We start from the raw sequence: 22,795 nt of genomic DNA on the forward strand, positions 1-22,795 counted from the left end.
GGCGCGCCGGTCTGGCAATTTCAGATCGTGCGGCAAGGGACAAGGCGCATTACTGCCCCGGTTCCAGGCTGCCCGACAAGTGTTTCAGGAGTCTTTCGGCCAGGGCATCGTCCAGCAGGACGATGTTGACGCTGTTGCGATAGACCCGGTCCTGCGTACGCAGTTCACCAATGAGTGTGTCGTCGCGCCCCGGCCACAGCAGCAGGAAGTCCTGTCCCTCGCGCAGGCCGGGCTCCAGCCGCTTGAAGGCGCGGAAGGCGGCGCCCTTGGCCTGCCCGGTGGCCTCATCCAGCTCGCGGAAAGTCTTCAAGCGGGTTTCAGTCCGGCGTCATCAGCAGGAAATGCGCGCGGGCAACCGCCACCGGACGCTCCTGCGACTTCTGCCAGCAGCGGATCGTGGCCTGTGCCACGCGGCTGCCCATGCGGCCGATCTCGCAGTCGGCGTACAGCTCCTCGGTGCGCGCCGGCAGCAGGTAGTCAATCGAGAAGTCGATGCTCTTGGGTACGCGCGCAGTATCCAGTTGGTAGAGCAGGTGCAGCACCGCGGCATTTTCCATGAAGGCCGCGGTGATGCCGCCGTGCAGGGCCGGCAGGCGTGGGTTGCCGATCAGATTCTCCCGGAAGGGCAGGGTCGCGCGCGGCTTGCCCTCGTGCAGCGACAACTGCACGCCCAGGTACTTCGCATAGGGAACCGTGGCGACCAGCACCGAGAAATCTCCGCTTTCGCGGGCCAGGCGGCGGGCCTCGCCGAAGGGATCGGCCGCGGATTCGATCAGTGGTTCGCTCATGTGCGGGCCTCCGGCTTCCAGGGCTTGCCGGTCGACGAGCGCATGAACGCCGATTGGCTGATCGCCACCGGCTGCTCGCGGTCGTCCTGCCAGACCGTGGCGCGCACGAAGGCGATGTGCGTCGTCATGCGGAAGCACTCGGCGCGGCAGTACAGGTCCTTGTCGCGCAGGGCCGGGCGCAGGTAGTCCATGCGCAGGTCCAGCGTGGCGATGGTCTCCGGCACCGGCGTCGCGGCCAATACGGCCAGGCCACAGCTGCTGTCCACCAGCACGGTGATGGGGCCGGTGTGCAGCACGCCGCGGATCGGGTCGCCGACCCATTCCTCGCGGAAGGGCAAGCACAGTTCCACGCCCTCCGGCGAGCCCCGGACCAGGCTTAGCCCGCACTCGCGCATGTGCGGGATGTAGCCCAGGAAGGCGGCCGCGATGGTTTCCAGGTTGGGGGTGGTCATGCCGTAAGTGTAGGTGAAGGGGGTAAACTCGCGAACAGAAATCGATACTCCGGTAATCATGATGACCGACTGGGAGCCGCGCCTGCGCCGCGCGCTGGCCGACACGTCCGAGCAGCCGCCGCGGCCGATGTCGCGCCTGGAACTGCCACTGAACATGGACAAGCTGCTGCTGACGCCGGCGCTGCTGAAATCGCTGCGCCCGGCCGCCGTGCTGGCGCCGGTGATCCGGCGCCAGCACGGCCTGACCATGATGCTCACGGTGCGCTCCGACCGCCTGCGCTCGCACAAGGGGCAGATCAGCTTCCCCGGCGGGCGCCGTGACGAGGGCGATGCCAGCGCCGCCGCCAACGCCCTGCGCGAGGCCGAGGAGGAAGTGGGCCTGCCGCCGGCCAGCGTCGAGGTGCTGGGCTACCTGGACGACTACCCGACCATGACCCGCTACCTGGTGACCCCGGTGGTCGGCATCGTCAGCGGCGAGCCCGAAATCCGGCCCTGCGAGGACGAGGTAGCGGAGGTGTTCGAGGCGCCGCTGGACTTCGTGCTGGACCTGCGCAATTTCGAACACAAGCTGCTGTCCCGCGAGGGGCTCAATGTGCCGTTCTTCGAGCTCAACTTTGGTCGCCACCGCATCTGGGGCGCCACTGCCGGCATGCTGTGGAACCTGGCCAACAAGGTGGCGGAGACGGCATGAGCGCAAATCCCTTGAGCGAGGCCCTGCGCCTGCAGCTGGAGGCCGCCGAACTGGGATTCGATTGGCGCCACCTCGACGAGCTCTGGGACAAGCTGGCCGAGGAGGTCGGCGAGCTGAAGGAGGCGGCGGGGCAGGGGCGCGACCGCTCCGAGGACGAGCTCGGCGACCTGCTGTTCATGGCCGTGAACCTGGCACGTCACCTGGGCGTGGATGCCGAGCGCGCCCTTGCGCGTACCAATGCCAAGTTCGAGCGCCGCTTCGGCCACGTGCTGAAGCACCTGGCGGAGCTGCCGCCGCCTGGCGACCCGCGCCGGCTCGACGAGATGGAAAAATACTGGCAGCAGGCCAAGCAGGCGGAACGGGCGAAAGGCTAAAATAGCGGCCCGTTTTTGAACCCGTTGCCGTTGCCATGACCCAGTCCCCCGTTCGCATTGCCGTCCTCGGCGCCAGTGGCCGCATGGGCCGCGCCGTGATCCAGGCCACCGACGCCTCGTCGCGGGCGAAGCTGGGTGCCGCGCTGGAGCGCGAGGGTTGCCCCGAGGCCGGGCAGGATGCCGGCCAGCTCGCCGGGTTGGCCGCCAACGGCGTCAAGATCGTGACCCAGCCGGCCCAGGTCGTGTCCGACTTCGACGTGCTGATCGACTTCACCCGCCCGGAAGCCACCGTGGCGCTGCTGCCGTTCTGCATCGAGCACGGCAAGGCCGTGGTGATCGGCACCACCGGCTTCACTCCGGAGCAGCAGGCCGCGGTGGATGCCGCCGCCCGGCGCATCCCGGTGCTCAAGGCCGGCAACTTCAGTATCGGCGTCAACCTCTGCCTGAAGCTGCTGGAGGATGCCGCCCGCGTGCTGGCCGAGGACTTCGACATCGAGGTGGTGGAAGCCCATCACCGCCACAAGGTGGATGCCCCCAGTGGTACCGCCCTGATGATGGGCGAGGCCGCCGCCCGCGGCGCCGGCCGCGATCTCAAGGACTGCGCGGTCTACGAGCGCTACGGCCACACCGGCGCGCGTGACCGCAACACCATCGGCTTCTCCACCGTGCGCGGTGGCGACGTGGTCGGTGACCACACGGTGATGTTCCTGGGCGAAGGCGAGCGCGTGGAGATCAGCCACAAGGCCAGTTCGCGGGCCATTTTCGCCAAGGGCGCGGTGCATGCCGCCAGCTGGCTGGCCGGCCGCCAGCCGGGTCTCTATTCGATGCGGGATGTCCTCGCCTGAGCAGCCCCCTCAGGGGATAAAGGGTCGCGGAGCGGCTTCCAATCCGGAAGGTCGCTTCGAATCGCGTGCCCGCGAGGATTTCGACGACGGCTGGTTGCTGGATGAACCGGAGACCCCGCGCCCGGACACCATCGTCACGGCGGAAGCCTCCAAGAGCATCATCACCCGCAACCAGTCGCCGGACATCGGCTTCGAGCAGTCGATCAATCCCTACCGCGGCTGCGAGCACGGCTGCATCTACTGCTACGCCCGCCCGGCGCATGCCTACCTGAACCTGTCGCCGGGCCTGGATTTCGAGACCCGGCTGTTCTACAAGCCGGACGCGGCCAGGCTGCTCGAGGAGGAACTGCGCAAGCCCGGCTACCGCTGCTCGCCGATCGCGCTGGGCTCCAACACCGACCCCTACCAGCCGGTGGAGCGGGAATATAGGGTCATGCGCTCGATCCTGGAGGTGCTGCAGCGCTGCCGGCACCCCCTGACCATCGTCACCAAGGGCGCCGCCCTGATCGAGCGCGACATTCCGCTGCTAGCGGACATGGCCAGGGACAACCTGGTGGAGGTGGCCATTTCCATCACCAGCCTGCAGCCGGAGCTGAAACGGGCCCTGGAGCCGCGGACGGCCGGCCCCCAGGCCCGCTTGCGGATCGTCCGCCAGTTGGCCAACGCCGGCATCCCGGTAATGGTGCTGGTGGCCCCGGTGATCCCCTTCGTCAACGACGCCGAGATCGAGCAGATCCTGCAGGCCTCCCATGAGGCCGGTGCGCGCGAAGCCTCCTACATCATGCTGCGGCTGCCGCACGAGGTGAAAGGCCTGTTCCGGGAGTGGCTGCAGGTCCACCACCCGCAGCGGGCGGAGCACGTCATGAGCCTGGTGCAGCAGATGCGCGGCGGCAAGGACAACGACCCGCGCTTCGGCAAGCGCATGACCGGGGAGGGGGAGTACGCCCAGGTCATCGCCCAGCGCTTCAAGGTCGCCGCGGCCCGGCTGGGGCTGGGCCGGGGGCGCCGGCTGAAGCTCGATACGGCGCTGTTCCGACCACCGCCACCACCGCCGCCCGACAAGGGCCAGATGGGCTTCGGCTTCTGAAGGGGGCGGCGTTGCGTTTTCACCGAAAGTTCGATGGCCCGGCGGACCTTTAAATTATTTTCACCTGAAAAGCTGAAAAGCCATGGACGTTGTGCACTGCACACACTAGAATTCGCGCCTAATCCACGACGGGGGCCAAAAGCCCCCGTTTTAGTGTCCGTCCCAAGGATTAGGCCAGCTCTATGACCCCTTCCAAACCGGCTCTGCTCGCACTCGCTGACGGATCTGTTTTTCACGGTATCTCCATCGGCGTTGACGGGCAGACCGTTGGCGAAGTGGTTTTCAATACCGCAATGACGGGATATCAGGAAATCCTGACCGATCCCTCATATCGCGAGCAGATCGTCACCCTCACGTACCCCCACATCGGCAACGTCGGCACCAACGACGAGGACGCCGAATCGGAGAAGGTACAGCTCGCTGGCCTGGTGCTGCGCGAGGTGCCGCGGCGCCACAGCAACTTCCGCTCGACCCAGGACTTCAGCGAATACCTGAAGGCCCAGAAGGTCGTCGCCATCGCCGGCATCGATACCCGCCGCCTGACGCGCCTGCTGCGCGACAAGGGCGCCCAGAACGGCTGCATCCTGGCCGGCCGCAAGATCTCGGAGAAGACCGCGCTCAAGCTGGCGCGCGAGTTCCCGGGTCTCAAGGGCATGGACCTGGCCAAGGTCGTGTCGGTGAGCAAGTCCTACCCCTGGACCACCGGCTCCTGGGAGTTGGAGAGCAACCGCGAAACCACGCTGAAGAACGAGAAGTTCCACGTCGTGGTCTACGACTTCGGCATCAAGCGCAATATCCTGCGCATGCTGGTGGACCGCGGCTGCCGCATCACCGTCGTACCGGCCCAGACCAAGGCCGCCGAGGTGCTCAAGCTCAAGCCTGATGGCGTGATGCTGTCCAACGGCCCCGGCGACCCCGAGCCCTGCGACTACGCCATCGCCGCCTCGCGCGAGTTCATTGCCAGGAAGCTGCCGCTGTTCGGTATCTGCCTGGGCCACCAGATCCTGGGCCTGGCCGCCGGCGCCAAGACGCTGAAGATGAAGTTCGGCCATCACGGCGCCAACCACCCGGTGCAGGACCTGGAGGACGGCACGGTGATGATCACTAGCCAGAACCACGGCTTCGCGGTGGACGAGGCCACGCTGCCGGCCAACGTCGTCGCCACGCACCGCTCGCTGTTCGACGGCTCGCTGCAGGGCATCCGCCTGACCGACGCCCCGGCCTTCAGCTTCCAGGGCCACCCCGAAGCCAGCCCCGGCCCGCATGACGTCAGCGTCCTGTTCGACCGCTTCATCAAGATGATGGCCGCCTGAGCCTGCCCGAAGAAAGCCATGCCAAAACGCACAGACATCAAGAGCATCCTGATCATCGGCGCCGGTCCCATCGTGATCGGCCAGGCCTGCGAGTTCGACTACTCCGGTGCCCAGGCCTGCAAGGCGCTGCGCCAGGAGGGCTACAAGGTCATCCTGGTCAACTCCAATCCGGCCACGATCATGACTGACCCGGAGATGGCCGATGCCACCTATATCGAGCCGATCCGCTGGGAGACCGTCGCACGCATCATCGAGAAGGAGCGCCCGGACGCGGTGCTCCCGACCATGGGCGGCCAGACCGCGCTGAACTGCGCCTTGGACCTGGCCAAGCACGGCGTGCTGGAGAAGTTCGGCGTGCAGATGATCGGCGCCTCGCCGACCGCCATCGACCTCGCCGAGGACCGCCAGAAGTTCCGCGATGCCATGACCGAGATCGGCCTGGGATCGGCGCGCTCCGGCGTGGCCCACACCTGGGACGAGGCCAAGAAAATCCAGGCGGATATCGGCTTCCCGGTGATCATCCGCCCGAGCTTCACGCTGGGCGGCACCGGCGGCGGCATTGCCTACAACCACGAAGAGTTCGAGGAGATCGTCACCCGCGGCCTCGACCTCTCGCCGACCACCGAGGTCCTCATCGAGGAATCGCTGCTCGGCTGGAAAGAGTACGAGATGGAGGTGGTCCGCGACCGCAAGGACAACTGCATCATCGTCTGCTCGATCGAGAACTTCGATCCGATGGGCGTGCACACCGGCGACTCGATCACCGTCGCGCCGGCGCAGACGCTCACCGACAAGGAATACCAGATCATGCGCAACGCCTCGCTGGCGGTGCTGCGCAAGATCGGCGTGGAAACCGGTGGCTCCAACGTGCAGTTCTCGATCAACCCGAAAGACGGGCGCATGATCGTGATCGAGATGAATCCGCGCGTGTCGCGCTCCTCGGCGCTGGCCTCCAAGGCCACGGGTTTCCCCATCGCCAAGATCGCCGCCAAGCTGGCCGTCGGCTACACGCTGGACGAGCTGCGCAACGAGATCACCGGTGGGGTCACTCCGGCCTCGTTCGAGCCGAGCATCGACTACGTCGTCACCAAAATACCGCGCTTCACCTTCGAGAAGTTCCCCCAGGCCGACTCGCGTCTCACCACGCAGATGAAGTCGGTGGGCGAGGTCATGGCCATCGGTCGCAACTTCCAGGAGTCGCTGCTGAAGGCGATGCGCGGCCTGGAAGTGGGCAGCGATGGCTTCGAGCCGCAGGTGCCGGACTACGAGGCCGTGAGCCTCAGCCGCATCCGCGACGAGCTGGCCACCCCGCGCGCCAAGCGCCTTTGGTTCGTCGGTGATGCTTTCCGCTCCGGCATGAGCGTGGAGGACGTGTTCAAGCTGTCCAAGATCGACCCCTGGTTCCTGGAACAGATCGAAGAGATCATCCAGACCGAGGCCGAGATCGCCGAGCAGAAGATCAGCACCGTCGAGGAAGCCGACCTGCGCCGCTACAAGCGCCTGGGCTTCTCTGATCGCCGCATCGCCAAGCTGATCGGTGTCAAGGAAGAATCCGTGCGCAAGCGCCGCCACAAGCTCGGCGTGCGCCCGGTTTACAAGCGCGTGGACACCTGCGCTGCCGAGTTCCCGTCGTCCACCGCCTACCTGTACTCCAGCTACGACGAGGAGTGCGAGGCGCAGACCTCCAGCCGCGACAAGATCGTGGTGCTCGGGGGCGGCCCCAACCGTATCGGCCAGGGTATCGAGTTCGACTACTGCTGCGTGCATGCGTCCCTGGCCCTCCGCGAGGATGGCTACGAGACGATCATGATCAACTGCAATCCGGAGACCGTGTCGACCGACTACGACACCTCCGACCGCCTCTACTTCGAACCGTTGACCTTCGAAGACGTGATGGAGATCATCGACCTCGAGAAGCCCAAGGGCGTGATCGTGCAGTTCGGCGGACAGACCCCGCTGAAGCTGGCCCGCCAGCTCGAGGCCGCCGGCGCGCCGATCATCGGCACCACGCCGGACGCCATCGACCTCGCCGAGGACCGCGAGCGTTTCCAGAAGCTGGTCGAGAAGCTCAAGCTGCTGCAGCCGCCCAACGGCACCGCCACCTCCGAGAAGCAGGCCCTGGCCGTGGCCAACAAGGTCGGCTACCCGCTGGTGGTGCGTCCGTCCTACGTGCTGGGTGGCCGCGCCATGGAAATCGTCCATGACGACGCCGACCTCAAGCGCTACATGACCGAGGCCGTGCAGGTCTCCAACGATTCCCCGGTGCTGCTCGACCGCTTCCTCAATGACGCCATCGAGGTGGACGTCGACGCGCTGTCCGACGGCAAGGACGTGGTGATCGGCGGCGTCATGGAGCACGTGGAAGAGGCCGGGGTGCATTCCGGCGACTCCGCCTGCTCGCTGCCGCCGTACTCGCTGCCGAAGAAGATCGTCGACGAGATCCGCAACCAGATCTTCAAGCTGGCCAAGGCGCTCAACGTGGTCGGCCTGATGAACGCGCAGTTCGCCGTGCAGGACGGCAAGGTCTACCTGCTGGAAGTGAACCCGCGCGCCTCGCGCACCAGTCCCTTTGTGTCCAAGGCCACCGGCCGCCCGCTGGCCAAGATCGCCGCGCGCTGCATGGCCGGCCAGAGCCTGAAGAGCCAGGGCATCACCGAGGAGCTGATTCCGAAGTACTACTCCGTCAAGGAGTCGGTCTTCCCGTTCAACAAGTTCCCCTCGGTGGATCCGCTGCTGGGCCCCGAGATGCGCTCCACCGGCGAAGTCATGGGCGTGGGTGCCTCCTTCGGCGAGGCCTTCAACAAGTCGCTGCTGGCGGCGGGGCAGGTGGTGCCTTCCAAGGGCGCCGCATTCATCTCCGTGCGCGACCGCGACAAGAAGAAGGCCGTCGAACTGGCACGCATCCTCAGCGGCCACGGCTTCAAGGTCTTTGCCACCCATGGCACCGCGGCGCTGATCCAGAAGGCCGGCATCGCCTGTGCGGGCGTCAACAAGGTCAAGGAAGGCCGCCCGCACTGCGTGGACATGATCAAGAACGGCGAGATCCAGTTCATCGCCAACACCACCGAAGGCAAGATCTCGATCGAGGAGTCGCGGTCCATCCGTGGTGCCGCGATCCAGCACAAGGTCTGCTACTTCACGACCATTGCCGGTGCCCTGGCGGCGGCGGTGGCGATGGAACATCTCAACGAACTGGAGGTCAACAGGCTGCAGGCGTTGCACGCGACCCTGTAGGTCTGAGGACTGTATTCAGGTACCCGGAATTTTGGGGTATCTTTGATTGAATCCGGACAGAGCCTGCCGCCCCGAGGAGGGGCGGTGGGTCTGCTTTTGCTTTTGGTAACGTCTTAGAGAAGAGATTCGGAAAATGAGCATGACCCCGATGACGGCGCGCGGCGCCGAAAAGCTGCAGGAAGAACTCCGCTACCGCAAGAGCGAACTGCGCCCCAAGATCATCGAATCCATCGACGAGGCCCGCAAGCAGGGTGACCTGCGCGAGAACGCCGAATTCCACGCCGCCCGCGAGCAGCACGGCTTCAACGAGGGTCGCATCCAAGAGATAGAGGGCAAGCTGTCGATGGCCCAGGTCATCGACGTCACCAAGCTGCCGGCCTCCGGCAAGGTCATCTTCGGCACCACCGTCGACCTGTCCGACGTCGACAGCGGCGACGAGTTGAAGTACCAGATCGTTGGCGAGGACGAGGCCGACGCCAAGGTGGGCCTGATTTCGCTGAACTCTCCCATCGCCAAGGCCCTGATCGGCAAGAAGGAAGGCGACATGGTGGCGGTCGCCACCCCGGCCGGCACCCGCGAGTTCGAAATCATCGCGGTGCACTACATCTGAAGACGGGAATCGGGAATGGGGAGTTGGGAATCGTAGAAGCCAGCTTGCTGTTACGATCCCCGATTCTCGATTCTCGATTCCCGGGCGCAGCCCCATGAGCCAGAAACGCCGTCCCAGTTCCGCCCGCTGGCTTGCCGAGCACAAGGCCGACCATTACGTCCAGGAGGCCCGCCGGCTGGGCTACCGCTCCCGGGCAGTGTTCAAGCTCCAGGAAATCCAGGAAAAGGACCGCATCCTCAAGCAGGGGCAGGTGGTCGTGGACCTGGGCGCCGCCCCCGGCGGCTGGAGCCAGCTGGCCCGTCCCTTGCTGGGCCCCTCGGGCCGCCTGCTGGCCCTGGACATCCTCGACATGGAGCCGATCGCGGATGTGGAGTTCATCCTGGGCGACTTCCGCGAGGAATCCGTGCTGCACCGGCTGGAGGCCGCGATTGGAAGCCGGGCGGTAGACCTTGTTTTGTCGGATATGGCCCCCAACCTGAGTGGAATAGACGCTGCGGACCAGGCCGGGAGCATCCATCTCTGCGAGCTGGCGCTGGACTTTGCCAAGGCCCACCTGAAACCAAAAGGCGTCCTGCTGGTCAAGATTTTCCAGGGGGAAGGCTTCGATGCCTACCTCGGGGCGATGCGCAAAGCCTTTGAATCGGTGACGATTCGCAAGCCCAAGGCCTCGCGGCCGCGCAGTAGTGAGGTTTATCTGCTGGCGCGGGGGTACAGGGCGTAGTAACGTGCGGTTGAGGCAACCGTTGCGGTAACGGGAATCAAGGATAAAGCTTTGAACGATCTGGCCAAAAATCTGTTGCTCTGGGTGGTGATCCTCATCGTGCTGATGACGGTCTTCCAGAGCTTCTCGTCCCGCAGCCGGGCCCAGCCCGAGTTGCAGTATTCGGAGTTCATTAACCAGGTCAAGGAAGGCAACGTCGCCGACGTGGTTATCGAAGGCCAGATCATCCGCGGCGAACTCAAAGGCGGCTCACGCTTCACCACGGTCAGCCCGGAGACCGACAACAAGGCCATGGTCGGCCAGCTGCTGGACAGCAACGTCAAGTTCACCGGCAGCCTGCCCAAGGAAACCCCGCTGTTGCTGCAGCTGCTGATGAACGCCTTCCCGATCCTGCTGCTGATCGCGGTCTGGGTGTACTTCATGCGCCAGATGCAGGGCGGTGGCGGCGGCCGCGGTGCCATGTCCTTCGGCAAGTCGCGCGCCCGCATGCTCAATGCCGACCAGGTGAAGATCACCTTCGCCGACGTCGCCGGCGTCGAGGAAGCCAAGCAGGAAGTGGCCGAGCTGGTCGACTTCCTCCGTGATCCGGCCAAGTTCCAGAAGCTGGGCGGCAAGATTCCGCGTGGCGTGCTGATGGTGGGCTCGCCGGGTACCGGCAAGACCCTGCTGGCCAAGGCTATCGCTGGCGAGGCCGGCGTGCCGTTCTTCACGATCTCGGGTTCGGACTTCGTCGAGATGTTCGTCGGCGTCGGCGCCAGCCGCGTGCGCGACATGTTCGAGCAGGCCAAGAAGCACGCGCCCTGCATCATCTTCATCGACGAAATCGACGCAGTGGGCCGTCACCGCGGCGCCGGCCTGGGCGGCGGTCATGACGAGCGCGAGCAGACCCTCAACCAGCTGCTGGTCGAGATGGACGGCTTCGAGGGCAGCGAGGGCGTCATCGTCATCGCTGCCACCAACCGTCCGGACGTGCTGGACCCGGCGCTGCTGCGTCCGGGCCGCTTCGACCGCCAGGTGGTCGTGCCGCTGCCGGACGTGCGCGGCCGCGAGCAGATCCTCAAGGTCCACATGCGCGCCGTGCCGCTGGCCGACAACGTCAAGCCGGAGATCATCGCGCGCGCCACGCCGGGCTTCTCCGGTGCCGACCTCGCCAACCTGGTCAACGAGGCCGCGCTGTTCGCCGCCCGCGCCAACAAGCGCCTGGTCGACCACATCGACTTCGAGAAGGCCAAGGACAAGATCATGATGGGCGCCGAGCGCCGCAGCATGGTGATGTCCGAAGAAGAGAAGAAGCTCACCGCCTACCACGAGGCCGGCCACGCCATCGTCGGCCTGTCGGTGCCGGACCATGACCCGGTCTACAAGGTCACGATCATCCCGCGCGGCCGCGCCCTGGGCGTGACCATGTTCCTGCCGGAAGAGGACCGCTATAGCTACAGCAAGCAGCGCCTCAATTCCTCGATCTGCTCGCTGTTTGGTGGCCGTATCGCCGAGGAAGTGATCTTTGGTGCCGATAAGGTCACCACGGGCGCGTCCAACGACATCGAGCGTGCCACCGACATCGCCCGCAACATGGTCACCAAGTGGGGCCTGTCCGAGCGCCTCGGCCCGCTGTCCTACAGCGAGGACAACGGCGAGGTGTTCCTGGGCAAGAGCGTGACGCAGACCAAGCACGTCTCCGACAACACGGCCTCCGTGATCGACCAGGAAATCCGCCAGGTCATCGACCGCAACTACAAGCTGGCCAAGGACATCATCGAGGGCAACCTCGACAAGCTGCACGCGATGGCCGACGCCCTGATCAAGTACGAGACCATCGATGCGGCCCAGCTGGCCCGCATCATGGCCGGGCAGGAAGCCGGAGAGCCGGAGAGCTGGACCGACGGCAGCGGCCGTCCGCCCGATGCGCCGCGCTCCCCTCCGGAGCGTCCGGCCCCTGGCCCGGCAGGCAAGCCGGCCAGCATCGGCTGATTTGACGACGGGGCGCGGCGACGCGCCCCGTCTTTTTGCTTCCCATGTTCCTCCAGTTACCCCGGCGGCGACTGGCGCTTGATGCGCCGGTGGTCATGGGCATCCTCAACGTCACCCCTGATTCCTTCTCCGACGGCGGGCTGCATGCCACGCGGGAGCGGGCCCTGGTGCGCGCCCGGCAGATGGCGGGCGAGGGCGCCGCCATCATCGACATCGGTGGCGAGTCCACCCGCCCTGGAGCGGCCCCGGTCGGCGAAGCCGAAGAACTGGATCGGGTGGTGCCGGTCATCGAGCGCCTGTCCCGCGAGTTCGACGTGGTGCTGTCGGTGGATACCGCCAAGCCCGCCGTGATGCGTGAAGCCTGCCGTGCCGGTGCTGAAATAATCAATGACATCAATGCGCTGAGAGCGGAATCTGCAGTGGAAACGGCTACCGCGGCCGGCGCCGCGGTGTGCCTGATGCATATGCAGGGCGAGCCGCGCACCATGCAACAGGATCCGCGCTACGCCGATGTCGTGGCCGAGGTTCACGGCTTTCTCCAGGAGCGCATCCAGGCCTGCCAGGCGGCCGGCATCCCGCGCGAGCGGCTGGTGCTGGACCCCGGCTTCGGCTTCGGCAAGAAGCTGGAGCACAACCTGGCGCTGCTGGGGCGCCTGGACGCCTTCGCGGACCTGCATTGCCCCCTGTTGGTGGGCTTGTCGCGCAAATCCATGTTCGGACAATTGCTGGGGCAACCGGTGGAGGGCCGGCTGGCAGGCAGCCTGGCGGGCGCGGTGCTGGCCGCCTGGCAAGGCGCCCGCATCCTGCGTGTCCATGACGTAGGTCCTACCGTAGAGGCCTTGAAGGTCGCACAATCCGTGAAACAGGCTGGGGCGAGCAGCCATGACTCCCCGAACAGCCAACTGGGCTAGAGAGATAACGATATGAGCCGCAAGTACTTTGGAACGGACGGTGTCCGTGGGCGGGTCGGTGAGAAGCCGCTGACCCCCGAATTCGCACTGAAGCTGGGCTGGGCCGCCGGCAAGGTGCTGGGCGGCCAGCCGGGCCGCCAGGTGCTGATCGGCAAGGACACGCGCCGTTCGGGCTACTTGTTCGAGTCGGCCCTGGAGGCGGGGTTTTCCGCCGCCGGCATGGACGTGGGCCTGCTGGGGCCGCTGCCGACCCCGGGCGTATCGGTGCTGACCCGCAATCTCGGCGCCTGTGCCGGCGTGGTGATCTCCGCCTCGCACAACCCCCACTACGACAACGGCGTGAAGTTCTTCGGTCCTGATGGCGGCAAGCTCAGCGACGAGGTCGAACTACGCATCGAAGCCCTGCTGGAGGAGGAAATGCGCTGCGTGGCTCCGGAGCAGGTAGGCGCCGCGCGGCGCATCGCCCGATCGGTGGAGCAGTACGTCAGCCACTGCCTGATCGCCTACCGCGGCCCGCGGCTGGACGGCATGAAGATCGTGCTGGACTGCGCCAATGGCGCCGGCTACCAGACCGCGCCGGAGACCCTGCAGCGTCTCGGCGTGCAGGTCATCGCCATCCATGCCAAGCCGGACGGCTTCAACATCAATGAAGGCTGTGGCTCCACCCACCTCGAATCCTTGCAGAAGGCGGTGCTCGAGCACGGCGCCGATCTCGGCATCGCGCTCGACGGCGATGCCGACCGCTGCCTGATGGTCGATCACGAGGGCAGGGCGGTCGATGGAGACGAGATCCTCTACATCCTCGCCAATGATCGCCTGCGCCAGCACCTGCTGCAGGGGCCGGTGGTTGGCACGCTGATGAGCAACCTGGGCCTGGAAAACGCCCTGCGAGCCCAGGGCGTGGCTTTCCGCCGCGCCAAGGTGGGCGACCGCTACGTACTGGAAATGCTGCGCGCCGAAGGCGGCCTGCTGGGCGGCGAGACCTCCGGCCATACGCTGTGCCTGGACCGTAGCGCCACCGGCGACGGCACCGTGACCGCTTTGCAGGTGCTGGAGGTGTTGGCTACCACCGGGCGCACGCTACGCGAGTTGGCCGCCGGCATGCAGAAGTACCCGCAGGTGTTGATCAACGTGCCGGTCACCGGCAAGGCCGCGCCGGTGCTGGAAGCCGCCGGGGTCAAGGCTTCGGTGAGGGAAGCCGAGGCGGGTCTGGGCCAGCGCGGCCGCGTGCTGCTGCGCGCCTCGGGCACCGAGCCGCTGGTGCGCGTCATGGTCGAGGCCGACGCCCAGGACCTGGCCGACAGCAGCGCCCGCCTGATCGCCGATCGCGTGCGCGAAGCAGCGAATTCCATCGCCTCCGCAGCCTGAGGGTACGAAACGGCTTTTTCGCATCCTCAAGGGACGATCCTTTAAAATCCACGATTCACGAATAAAGAACTGATACAGGGGAACACGATGAGCCGCCGTTACATGGTTGCCGGCAACTGGAAGATGAATGGCAACCGCGCCGAGAACGCCGCGCTGCTGGACGGCCTGCTGGCTGGTGCCGGCGCCAACGCCAAGGTGGAGATCCTGGTGTGCCCGCCGTTCCCGTACCTGGATTCGGTCGGTGGCCGCCTGCAGGGTTCTGCCGTGCTGCTGGGCGCCCAGAACCTGAGCGAGCAGGAGAAGGCTGGCGCCTTTACCGGCGAGGTGCAGGGCGCCATGCTGCGCGACACCGGCTGCGGCCATGTCCTGGTCGGGCACTCCGAGCGCCGCGCGCTCTACGGCGAAACCGATGCCCTGGTGGCGCAGAAGTACCAGGCCGCCCAGAAGGCCGGCCTTACGCCCGTGCTCTGCGTCGGCGAGACGCTGGCCGAGCGTGAAGGTGGCCAGACCGAGGCCGTGCTGGCGCGCCAGCTGGACGCGGTGCTGGATCTCTGCGGTGCCGAGAGCTTTGCCAATGCCGTCATTGCCTACGAGCCGGTCTGGGCGATCGGTACCGGCAAGACCGCCTCGCCGCAGCAGGCCCAGGACGCGCACGCCTTCATCCGTGGTCAATTGCGCGGCCGTAGTGCTAATATTGCTGATTCCACGCGGATTCTTTACGGCGGCAGCGTCAAGGCGGACAACGCCCAGGCGCTCTTCGCCAATCCGGATGTCGATGGCGGCCTGATCGGTGGCGCCTCGCTGAAGGCCGCGGATTTCCTGGCGATCTGCGCCGCGGCGCAGTCCCTGAGCTAGCAAAGGGTTCTCGAGTACATGCATACGTTCCTGGTCATCCTGCAGGTGCTGGTCGGCATCGGCCTGGTCGGTCTGATCCTGCTGCAGCACGGCAAGGGCGCCGACGCCGGCGCCGCCTTCGGCAGCGGCGCTTCGGGCACGGTCTTCGGCTCGCGCGGCTCGGCCAACTTCCTGTCGCGCGCCACGGCCTACCTGGCGACGGTGTTCTTCATTGCCAGCCTGGCCCTGGCCTACCTGGTCCACGGCACCAAGGAAGCCGCCTCGGTGGTCGACTCGGTCAAGACCGAGGCCCCGGCCGCAGCTCCCGCGCCGGCCGTTCCGGCTCTGGATACCCCTGCGACGGCCCCGGCCGCCGAGCCTGCCGCTCCGGCAGCTCCGGTCGTCCCCGAATAAGCAGGAATCTGGCGACAAATTCGAGACAAACTCGAAAAGGGGCGCTACAATCCGCGCCCCTCGACGGCCACGGCAACATCGTGATCCGTCGGCGGTTTTGGTAAGCAGTGCCCACGTGGTGGAATTGGTAGACACACTACCTTGAGGTGGTAACGGCGAGAGCCATGGGAGTTCGAGTCTCTCCGTGGGCACCACCCCAAAAGCAGGACTCCGGAAGCAATCGTCCGGAGGTTGTCCAGGCCTTCAGAATGCAGGCTCGAGGCAGCGCAAAGTGGTTGATTGATCAGCGGTAACAGACTATAATGATCGTCTGTCTGGTGCGGGGTGGAGCAGTCTGGCAGCTCGTCGGCTCATAAAGCTAACTGGGTAGTCGGGCTGGGGCGGTCAGGATAGGCGCCAATCGGTCCAAAACGTGCCACATCGAGATATTTCAGGGGGTTAGCCGCAGGGCTAACCCCCTTTGCTTTTCCGGTTCCCGCCGATTAAGCTCGATTGAACCCCAATTCGGTGAATCGAGTGAGGGAAGCCAAGTCCAGAATTTTTGACCGTCGGGCCACCCCGGGCGCACTGCGCCGGCGGGGAAATCCCCAGCCCGCGTCGCCGGTATGGGTCGACTGATGCTCGACGAACTGGCACCCCAGGTCGTCATTGCTGGACACAGGCTGCCCTGCGCTGCGTTGCGCGCACTGGCGCTTCGACCGCCGGGACCTAGGGCATGGCAATCCACCTTGGCGAAGAACGCCCTTCTGCTGGCGGCCAGCCAAGTTCGCTTCGCGCAATTGCTCGCCGCCCACCTTCCGAGCCCTGATTCACTTCCGGCCGGTGTCCACGTGGACGTCCGTCCGCAGGGCGTCGTGATCCCCTTGGGCGACATCGGCTGGGAGGAATTGCCGGCCGGATATGCCCCGGAGGCCGGCCTGATCGTCGCGGGGCCCGATCTGGCGGCCTACCTGCAGGTGCTGCCCGAGTCCTTCATCCGGCAATGCCTGGGGTGGGCGCCGCCCATTGTGATGGACCCCGCGCGGGACGAGCGCCGGCGGATCGTGGCAAACGTGCTCCCGGCTCTCATGGCCTGGCACCACTCCCCCGACATGGAGGTCGTTGCCATGCGGTCGGTGGGTGAGGTACCCCCGGTCCGCTCCCTGGTCGAGATCGTCCGGGCGGTATTGCACCATTTCGAGCCACTGGTAACCGAGCATGCCGAAGAAATCGCCAGGTTTGCTCCTAGCCTTGATCTCGCCAGCCAGTTGAGCGGCCTCTCCCGAGCGGGTTGTGCCGAGCGGCGGAAACCAGCGCCATGGCGGGGCCGCAACCGGCGTGCCCGGGCGCCTGGTGCAGGAGAGGCGGCCCCGGCAGAGGGGAATGGAAATGGCCCGGCCGATTGACCGGCCGATTGATGAGCTGACGGAGCTCATGGCGGCCCAGGGGGTTATCCGGGAGCAACTGGTTGCTGCCCTGTATGTCCTGCGCGCGCATAGATCCTTGCGGGGCATCGGACTGGCGATCGACCACTTCTTCCGGCTTGCCGATGGGCGATTCAGGGCTTTGCTGTCCTGTGCCGAGATCAAGGACTACGACGCCCGCCTGAGCGTGCTCCGGCGGGTTGCCGAGGTGACCCAGACCGTCTTGGAGTTCAACGCCGGGTCCCTGGCAGGCAGGGACATCAATCAGCAGCTGCGCCCCCACTGCGGAGACAGCGGGATCACCGACATGCTTCTGGTCTGGCATGGCGCCGGAGGAGCCCGCGACAATGACGACTTCGACCAGATCGTCGCCTGGTTCGTCTGGCAAGGCATCCGCTTCAATCGTAAGAAGCTGACAGAGCTGGAATACAGCAACTACCTGCACGGCGATGATTCCTCGCGATTGCTGGAGGACAGCAAGGACGGCAGGCAGATCTACAACGCCGGTCTGAAGCTCCGCAAGCTGGGCGACTCGACCTACCGCGATGCTCTGTCAAAGGCCGTGAAACTGGGCCTGGACCTCGACGAGCCCAAAGCCAAGTCGCTCGCCCGGGTCCTCCGCGTCGGCGCCAGGATCCGGGAGGAAGAGCGCAGTCGGTGGCGTGAAAGCCTGCGCAAGGAGCCGGGTTTCGACCAGGGCCGGTTTCTCGCCGAGATCAAGGACGCGAAGGGAATCTTCGACATCGAAGTGACGCAGTTCCTGGCGTCGCTGTGGTGGGGGCACCTGCTTTCGACCCGCAAGGGCACCACTCGGGTCATGACCGATGGCGTGGTTCGCGAACGCTTCAAGCCGGTTTTGAAGCGTGCCCCCAGCCTCACCGAAGTCATCACCCCGATCGACACCGGCGTCCTGGGCGGGATTGCCGTCGATTTCATCTCCATGCCGCAGCGCATCATCGGCGACAAGGAGGCCAACGACGACCCCGACATCGCCGAAGGGGCCGAGCCGGCCGCCACGGTCTTCCTGGGCGATGGTGACGACCTGCTCAAGGCCTACTACGCCTCCAAGGGTGCCCAATGTGCCATTGAGTACAACAATGCCCTGTTGCCTTGGTCCCACTGGCGCATTTCCAGGGACGCGGTGGACGCGGTGCTGGCGCTCGTCCGGGTCATCGAGGGTGAATCCGATATCGAGTTGATGGCTCGCTTGGCTGTCGGCCTGAGCCTGCTGAGCGGTCGCCCCTTCGAAGCGGTCGCATTGCCGGTCTTCGGGTCCTCGAAAGTGACGCGGGAGGACCCCGTGGCAGTGGACGTCGCGAAAGGGGTCCTGACCGTCTTCGCCGGCACGCCCAAGCTGAAGAAAAAGGTCGAAATGCTCGAGCTTTGCGATCCCCATGGGGACGCTGTCCGGCTGGCGCTGCTGCCGGCCTGGCAACCACTGATAGAGCGCTGCAGCCAGATGAAGCTGAAGAAGCACTCCGCGGTGGTGTCCGCCGCACGGCGACTCCTGCGTCAGCTGCCCCCGGCGCTGGCCGTGACCGAGAAGGGTGTTCGCATTCGCTTGGCGACCGAACTGCTGAGGCTGTCCCGTGGCGACCTGGGGCTGGTCAAGCTGATCACCGACAGCACCGATGCGAACCTTCAGAACCTGATCCACTACGCCTCCTACCGGACCGCCATGGCGGAATCTCAGTGGCGCCAGGCCGCGTCAGCGCTTGCCGGCCCTCTGCCGGAGGATCTGCCCGCTCCGCCGCCGGGCGAGCGGGTGGGGGCTCCTCATGGATTCAACGTTGATCTGCTGCGCGAGTACTTCACCAGTACCCGCCAGCGCTTCGAAGCACATGTGGGCGCCAAGCGATGGCGTGAGGCCTTCAATTACCTGACGATGCAAACCGCCCAGTGGATCGCGCTCGCCACGGCCGGCCGAAAGACTGCGAGCCCGATTCCCCGGATTCTGCTGAGCGGCCGTTGGGCTTTTACCGACGATAAGCATGTCAGCGACGGCTCGACCGATCGAATCGTCCCCTTCGGGGTGAGGCTGGAAGCGCAACTGGCCGCCTACGCTGCCTTTGCTTCGCACTTGTCGCTTACGTACCCGGCACTTCAGCCGTTCGTGCAAACGGCCGGTGGATGGGAGCTCCGGCTTTGGTACATCTCCAAGTCTGGGGAGGTGCGTCCCTACCGGCCTCACTACCAAGAGGGCAGCCGTGTTCCGAAGAGGCTTCCCGGCAACTGGGCTCGCAAGCTGGTCCGGTCGGAAGCCACGGAACTGTACGGGCGGATGACCGATGCAGGCAGTGGCCATATGGTCCGAGGCCGCAATCCCTGGCGGTTCACCTCGACGCTTTCGACGCCGGTGTTCGTCAAAGCCTGGCTGGATCTGCAGGCCTCCTTGGAGACACGACTCGGCTTAGAGCCTCTGGTCGTTCCGGGCTTCTCCGACACACCGCGCCGATTCCTGCCGCGCTTGCCGCCCGCCGCCTCGAGGCTGGCAGCCCCCAAAGAGCGCGACCCTGAGTCGAAGAATCTGCTGCCCGACAACGTGGTACAGGATCGTTTCAAAGTCGTCGACGCTCAGCGTTACGCCGAGGTGTTCGATGCCAAGCCGCCGGATCGCGTGGCCGCCCTGGAACTGATCAGGGCCCTGGTCAGGCAGTTGTACGAGTCCGATGTGCCCGACCTGGGGCTCTGGGTTGAATCGGCCTGCACGCTGATTCGGTCCAAGACGGGCTTGCCCATCTTTGGAAGTCGCCCCCGCGCGTTGTTCGCGAAGGACTGGCTGCTCGATGGCGAGGCGCTGCAGATACTGGCGTGGTTCGAAGCCCACGTCCTGCCGAAATTTGAGGCGGAGCTTCGGCAGCTTCCGGCGCCGCGAGAGCCGTCTTCTGAGGAAGAACGTCCCAAGCCGCGTGCCGAATGGGCGCCGCGCACCAAACGGGCCGCGGCCGAGCAAGCCCGGGCCGCCTTGGCCGCGTCAGCCTCGACAGATGCCGCGAAACCGGAGCCAGCATCCGGCGACGAACCGGCCGGGGCGTCGAGTCCCTCGCCGGACGATACAGGCGATCCCGCAGACGAAGTCGTGGACCTAGCGACGATGGAGGGGAGGGGCGAGGACGGTCGCCTCCTGCCGATTGATCGGTTTGATCACCCGGACCTACTAGAACTGGGCCGCCTGATCATGATTGGAGTGTGGCGTCTTGGACTGAACCGGCAGCCGATCCTGGAAGTCTTCCTCCGCTGGGTCGCCGGCACGGAGCCCATCTTGGTCAGCGGGAGCCTGCGCTACGTACAACTGACGGCTCCCTGCCGCAGGACCAGCCAGGTGATGAACCGGACGCTGTATTTCGACAACTTCACCGCCGCCTATCTCCAGATCGAGCGCGACAGGCTGCGCCCCGTGATCCAACAAGTGTTTGGGTTGCGACGTGGGCGCCGCCATCGGCGGTGGTATACCGCCGTAAAGCCTTACCTCGCGTCGATCGGTGCCCCGACCCCTGCGCTGACCTTGCCCAAGATGATGCTGGCGGCGGTCCAGCGCGTGATGCTTCGCAGTTCGCCCATCCTGGCTGCCTACAGTTGCGGCGAATTTGCGACGGAGGACCTTGGCGACAAGGAAATTCGCCGGCTTGCCGGGTTGCCGCCGAGGCCTGCGCCGACCGGGAAGGGGGCCGGTGGGCAGAAGCCCGCGGCCAGCCTGGATGAACACGACTCGGAGGAGTCCGAGTTGATTCCTGTGGACGAAGCCGTTCCCGAGGATCTGCGTAAAGCCAAACACAACTTTGGATATGCGCTAACGGGGGCTCGCTCCTCGCTCCATGGCGAGCTCAAGCGGCGTCTCGTTGTTATGTCGCTGAAGCTGAATACCGAGCGGCTGCTTCGATCTTTTGCCCTGTATCTGCTGGAGCTGGAAAAGGGGGCCCTCGATAAGGGGAAGTTGCCAGAGGCCCGGCGCGAGGAATGGGCGCGCCTGGTGCACGTCGTCAGCGATGGGTTGATGGGGATGGCAGACACCGTTGGTGACTTGTCCCGAATCGACATGGGAGACCTCCAGCGGCTTTCCGAGGCGACCTCCGAGCATTTTTCGGACCAGGACGTGAGCCAGGCCTGGTCGGCCTTCAAGGCGTTCCTGCGCAGGAAGCAAGCGAATCTGAGCAAGAGGAATGCACGAAGAAGACGCGAGGGAAAGCCCGAGGAGAAAGTGGACCAGGATGGGGTCGTGATCGGCGACATAGGCCGCGATTCCGACTACAACGTCAGCGCCAAAATCCTCACGGTAGACATGATTCTACAGATAGAGGAGCGATTCGGGTCGGTACGCTCGGGTATTTCCAATCCGCGCCACCGGGAGTCCGCACGAAAGCTCTTCTGTAAGATCGCCGACACCGGCCTGCGTCGAGCTGAGGGGCAGTACACGCCCACCTTGGATGCACAAGGGGATCTCGTCCGTATCCAGGCCAACGACGACCGCAGCTTGAAGACGACGTGGTCCGAGCGTGTCTATCCCGTCGGATTCCTGCAGGAAACGACGAGAGCCGATGTGTCAGCGGCTCGGGAGCAGGGGCTCAGGATGCTCGTGGATGCCGTCCCGACAGAAACCACGGAGGGTTATCACGTCTTCGACGCCATCAACCGAGTGATCCAGGAAGTCGGAGGCGACGAAGAACTCGGCCTGCACCACTTGAGGCACACGATGGCCAGTCGACTGCTCCTCAGTGTCCTGGCAGATGCGGTCGATTTCGATGGAATTGCCGAAGACCTGCCATGGGTGAAACCCTTGCTGATCCGAGGAGAACGGCTCGAGCTGCTGTTGGGCTACGAGGGACCCTCTGGGCACGGAATGCAGGTTACTAGCGCTGTCCTCGGGCATAGCCATACCACCACGTCGCTCAAGCACTACGTCCACACCCTTGGGATCACGTTCTATGCTTTCATGATGCAGCTGGAAGCGCAGGAGGATATCTCGCGCAGTTTTGCGTTGCGTATGCGCTCGGAAAAGACCTTCGAGCGTTGGGGCGCCGAGGCACGCAAAGCCGCTGAGGCGATCGCGGATCTGGTTCAGTGCCAGGCTGCGATCAATCGCTGGATGCGCAATCGCATCGAGCGCGCGCTACTACAGGATCAAACCGCTGCTGCCGGAGCGAAGCCGAAGGGGAAGACCAAGGAAGTGGCCGCGCCGGTCGAGCCGGCTCCTGATGTGAACGCGCTGACCTTCGACCGCTTGGAAAAGCTCGAGCAGGCGCTACGCGGAAAGCGCCCCGTTCCTGGTGACCCGTGGTTCGAGCGCTTGCGCGACGGATTGGAATGGCTATCGAGCATTCCCTCGGGGAAAGCTGGCGCGAAGTCGCCGAGGCATCCCATGGAGCGCGCCGGATGCTTGGCGCCTCTCCCAAAGGAGTTGAAGGCGCATAGCGGGGCTGACTCTGCGCAGGCCGTTGTCTCATTCCTTGAGGCGCTGCGCACGTGCGCGCCGGATGACTTCACATGGCTACTGAGAAAGTGGGCCTATGCCAGCGAGGTTGAGCGCGGCCGTATGCGACTTGATAGCGAGGAGGAAATTCGACGTGTACGAAAACTCGTCGGAAACCACGGTCTTTCGATCGAAGTGAAGGAGGCTGCGGTGCAACCTTCGCGGGAGGGGGCGAGACCCACGCCGAGGATGCGTTTGCGGTTTATTGACGACAAGAAATTCAGTCGCGACACCCACGCCATCAGGTGGGGATTGACGCTGGTAACGGCTCTGTACGGAAAAGCATGATGGGGAAACGCGCTGTTCGGAAGT

18 protein-coding genes and 1 tRNA gene are annotated in these 22,795 nt (G+C 65.3%); 16 read left to right on the top strand and 3 right to left on the bottom strand.

Going from position 1 to position 22,795, the window contains the following annotated elements:
* Positions 1-49: 49 nt before the first annotated feature.
* From QT386_RS08340 to QT386_RS08350, 3 genes are read right to left on the bottom strand one after another with little or no spacing between them, the layout of a single operon-like run.
* Positions 50-310: a hypothetical protein gene (locus QT386_RS08340; protein WP_289273293.1), complete on the bottom strand. Its 261-nt coding sequence runs from the start codon at positions 308-310 to the stop codon at positions 50-52.
* Positions 311-317: 7 nt separating this feature from the next.
* Positions 318-788, bottom strand: a complete 471-nt coding sequence (locus QT386_RS08345) for a PaaI family thioesterase (RefSeq protein WP_289273294.1) — start codon at positions 786-788, stop codon at positions 318-320.
* The gene (locus tag QT386_RS08350; protein ID WP_289273295.1) at positions 785-1,240 is read right to left on the bottom strand and encodes a PaaI family thioesterase; all 456 of its coding nucleotides are present in this window, start codon (positions 1,238-1,240) and stop codon (positions 785-787) included. The genes QT386_RS08345 and QT386_RS08350 overlap by 4 nt, the downstream gene beginning before the upstream one ends.
* Before the next feature lie 58 nt (positions 1,241-1,298).
* On the opposite strand from QT386_RS08350, the gene QT386_RS08355 reads away from it, so the two are divergent.
* From QT386_RS08355 to QT386_RS08430, 16 genes are all read left to right on the top strand, one after another.
* On the top strand, positions 1,299-1,931 hold the full coding sequence (locus QT386_RS08355; RefSeq protein ID WP_289273296.1) for a CoA pyrophosphatase: 633 nt from the start codon (positions 1,299-1,301) through the stop codon (positions 1,929-1,931).
* Positions 1,928-2,305 carry a MazG nucleotide pyrophosphohydrolase domain-containing protein gene (locus QT386_RS08360; protein WP_289273297.1) on the top strand — a complete coding sequence of 126 codons (378 nt, stop codon included), beginning with the start codon at positions 1,928-1,930 and terminating at the stop codon, positions 2,303-2,305. Before QT386_RS08355 ends, QT386_RS08360 begins: the two co-directional genes overlap by 4 nt.
* 35 nt (positions 2,306-2,340) lie before the next feature.
* Entirely contained in the window at positions 2,341-3,150 is an 810-nt protein-coding gene (dapB, locus tag QT386_RS08365) for a 4-hydroxy-tetrahydrodipicolinate reductase (RefSeq protein ID WP_289273298.1), read from the top strand.
* Positions 3,137-4,237: a PA0069 family radical SAM protein gene (locus QT386_RS08370; RefSeq protein WP_289273299.1), complete on the top strand. Its 1,101-nt coding sequence runs from the start codon at positions 3,137-3,139 to the stop codon at positions 4,235-4,237. The genes dapB and QT386_RS08370 overlap by 14 nt, the downstream gene beginning before the upstream one ends.
* A gap of 182 nt (positions 4,238-4,419) precedes the next feature.
* On the top strand, positions 4,420-5,550 hold the full coding sequence (gene carA / locus QT386_RS08375) for a glutamine-hydrolyzing carbamoyl-phosphate synthase small subunit (protein WP_289273300.1): 1,131 nt from the start codon (positions 4,420-4,422) through the stop codon (positions 5,548-5,550).
* 18 nt (positions 5,551-5,568) lie between these two features.
* Positions 5,569-8,784 carry a carbamoyl-phosphate synthase large subunit gene (carB, locus tag QT386_RS08380; protein ID WP_289273301.1) on the top strand — a complete coding sequence of 1,072 codons (3,216 nt, stop codon included), beginning with the start codon at positions 5,569-5,571 and terminating at the stop codon, positions 8,782-8,784.
* Between the two features lie 133 nt (positions 8,785-8,917).
* Positions 8,918-9,394: a transcription elongation factor GreA gene (gene greA, locus QT386_RS08385; RefSeq protein ID WP_367401406.1), complete on the top strand. Its 477-nt coding sequence runs from the start codon at positions 8,918-8,920 to the stop codon at positions 9,392-9,394.
* Positions 9,395-9,488: 94 nt separating this feature from the next.
* A complete protein-coding gene (gene rlmE / locus QT386_RS08390; RefSeq protein ID WP_289273303.1) occupies positions 9,489-10,115 on the top strand; it encodes a 23S rRNA (uridine(2552)-2'-O)-methyltransferase RlmE in 627 nt (208 codons plus the stop codon).
* Positions 10,116-10,166: 51 nt separating this feature from the next.
* The gene (gene ftsH / locus QT386_RS08395) at positions 10,167-12,086 is read left to right on the top strand and encodes an ATP-dependent zinc metalloprotease FtsH (RefSeq protein WP_289273304.1); all 1,920 of its coding nucleotides are present in this window, start codon (positions 10,167-10,169) and stop codon (positions 12,084-12,086) included.
* Positions 12,087-12,130: 44 nt separating this feature from the next.
* On the top strand, positions 12,131-12,997 hold the full coding sequence (gene folP, locus QT386_RS08400; protein ID WP_289273305.1) for a dihydropteroate synthase: 867 nt from the start codon (positions 12,131-12,133) through the stop codon (positions 12,995-12,997).
* Positions 12,998-13,009: 12 nt separating this feature from the next.
* A complete protein-coding gene (gene glmM, locus QT386_RS08405; protein WP_289273306.1) occupies positions 13,010-14,365 on the top strand; it encodes a phosphoglucosamine mutase in 1,356 nt (451 codons plus the stop codon).
* 87 nt (positions 14,366-14,452) lie between these two features.
* Positions 14,453-15,220, top strand: coding sequence for a triose-phosphate isomerase (gene tpiA, locus QT386_RS08410; RefSeq protein ID WP_289273307.1), 768 nt, complete (start codon positions 14,453-14,455; stop codon positions 15,218-15,220).
* Between the two features lie 18 nt (positions 15,221-15,238).
* Entirely contained in the window at positions 15,239-15,613 is a 375-nt protein-coding gene (gene secG / locus QT386_RS08415; protein ID WP_289273308.1) for a preprotein translocase subunit SecG, read from the top strand.
* Positions 15,614-15,722: 109 nt separating this feature from the next.
* Positions 15,723-15,807: transfer RNA gene (locus tag QT386_RS08420), tRNA-Leu, on the top strand.
* Positions 15,808-16,230: 423 nt separating this feature from the next.
* The gene (locus QT386_RS08425) at positions 16,231-16,998 is read left to right on the top strand and encodes a hypothetical protein (RefSeq protein WP_289273309.1); all 768 of its coding nucleotides are present in this window, start codon (positions 16,231-16,233) and stop codon (positions 16,996-16,998) included.
* Complete coding sequence (locus tag QT386_RS08430) at positions 16,976-22,771, top strand: hypothetical protein (protein WP_289273310.1); 5,796 nt, start codon at positions 16,976-16,978, stop codon at positions 22,769-22,771. The genes QT386_RS08425 and QT386_RS08430 overlap by 23 nt, the downstream gene beginning before the upstream one ends.
* Positions 22,772-22,795: the final 24 nt, after the last annotated feature.

The sequence above is a fragment of the Solimonas sp. SE-A11 genome, from assembly GCF_030345715.1.
In the GTDB taxonomy this organism is placed as follows: Bacteria; Pseudomonadota; Gammaproteobacteria; order Nevskiales; family Nevskiaceae; genus Solimonas_A.

Excerpts from the sequence above, each read along its gene's own strand:
- QT386_RS08360 (WP_289273297.1), top strand. The coding sequence starts at position 1,928 with ATGAGCGCAAATCCCTTGAGCGAGGCCCTGCGCCTGCAGCTGGAGGCC.
- rlmE (WP_289273303.1), top strand. The coding sequence starts at position 9,489 with ATGAGCCAGAAACGCCGTCCCAGTTCCGCCCGCTGGCTTGCCGAGCAC.
- QT386_RS08350 (WP_289273295.1), bottom strand. The coding sequence starts at position 1,240 with ATGACCACCCCCAACCTGGAAACCATCGCGGCCGCCTTCCTGGGCTAC.
- glmM (WP_289273306.1), top strand. The coding sequence starts at position 13,010 with ATGAGCCGCAAGTACTTTGGAACGGACGGTGTCCGTGGGCGGGTCGGT.
- tpiA (WP_289273307.1), top strand. The coding sequence starts at position 14,453 with ATGAGCCGCCGTTACATGGTTGCCGGCAACTGGAAGATGAATGGCAAC.
- QT386_RS08425 (WP_289273309.1), top strand. The coding sequence starts at position 16,231 with ATGCTCGACGAACTGGCACCCCAGGTCGTCATTGCTGGACACAGGCTG.
- dapB (WP_289273298.1), top strand. The coding sequence starts at position 2,341 with ATGACCCAGTCCCCCGTTCGCATTGCCGTCCTCGGCGCCAGTGGCCGC.
- folP (WP_289273305.1), top strand. The coding sequence starts at position 12,131 with ATGTTCCTCCAGTTACCCCGGCGGCGACTGGCGCTTGATGCGCCGGTG.
- QT386_RS08345 (WP_289273294.1), bottom strand. The coding sequence starts at position 788 with ATGAGCGAACCACTGATCGAATCCGCGGCCGATCCCTTCGGCGAGGCC.
- carB (WP_289273301.1), top strand. The coding sequence starts at position 5,569 with ATGCCAAAACGCACAGACATCAAGAGCATCCTGATCATCGGCGCCGGT.
- greA (WP_367401406.1), top strand. The coding sequence starts at position 8,918 with ATGAGCATGACCCCGATGACGGCGCGCGGCGCCGAAAAGCTGCAGGAA.
- QT386_RS08355 (WP_289273296.1), top strand. The coding sequence starts at position 1,299 with ATGATGACCGACTGGGAGCCGCGCCTGCGCCGCGCGCTGGCCGACACG.
- QT386_RS08370 (WP_289273299.1), top strand. The coding sequence starts at position 3,137 with ATGTCCTCGCCTGAGCAGCCCCCTCAGGGGATAAAGGGTCGCGGAGCG.
- secG (WP_289273308.1), top strand. The coding sequence starts at position 15,239 with ATGCATACGTTCCTGGTCATCCTGCAGGTGCTGGTCGGCATCGGCCTG.
- QT386_RS08430 (WP_289273310.1), top strand. The coding sequence starts at position 16,976 with ATGGAAATGGCCCGGCCGATTGACCGGCCGATTGATGAGCTGACGGAG.
- carA (WP_289273300.1), top strand. The coding sequence starts at position 4,420 with ATGACCCCTTCCAAACCGGCTCTGCTCGCACTCGCTGACGGATCTGTT.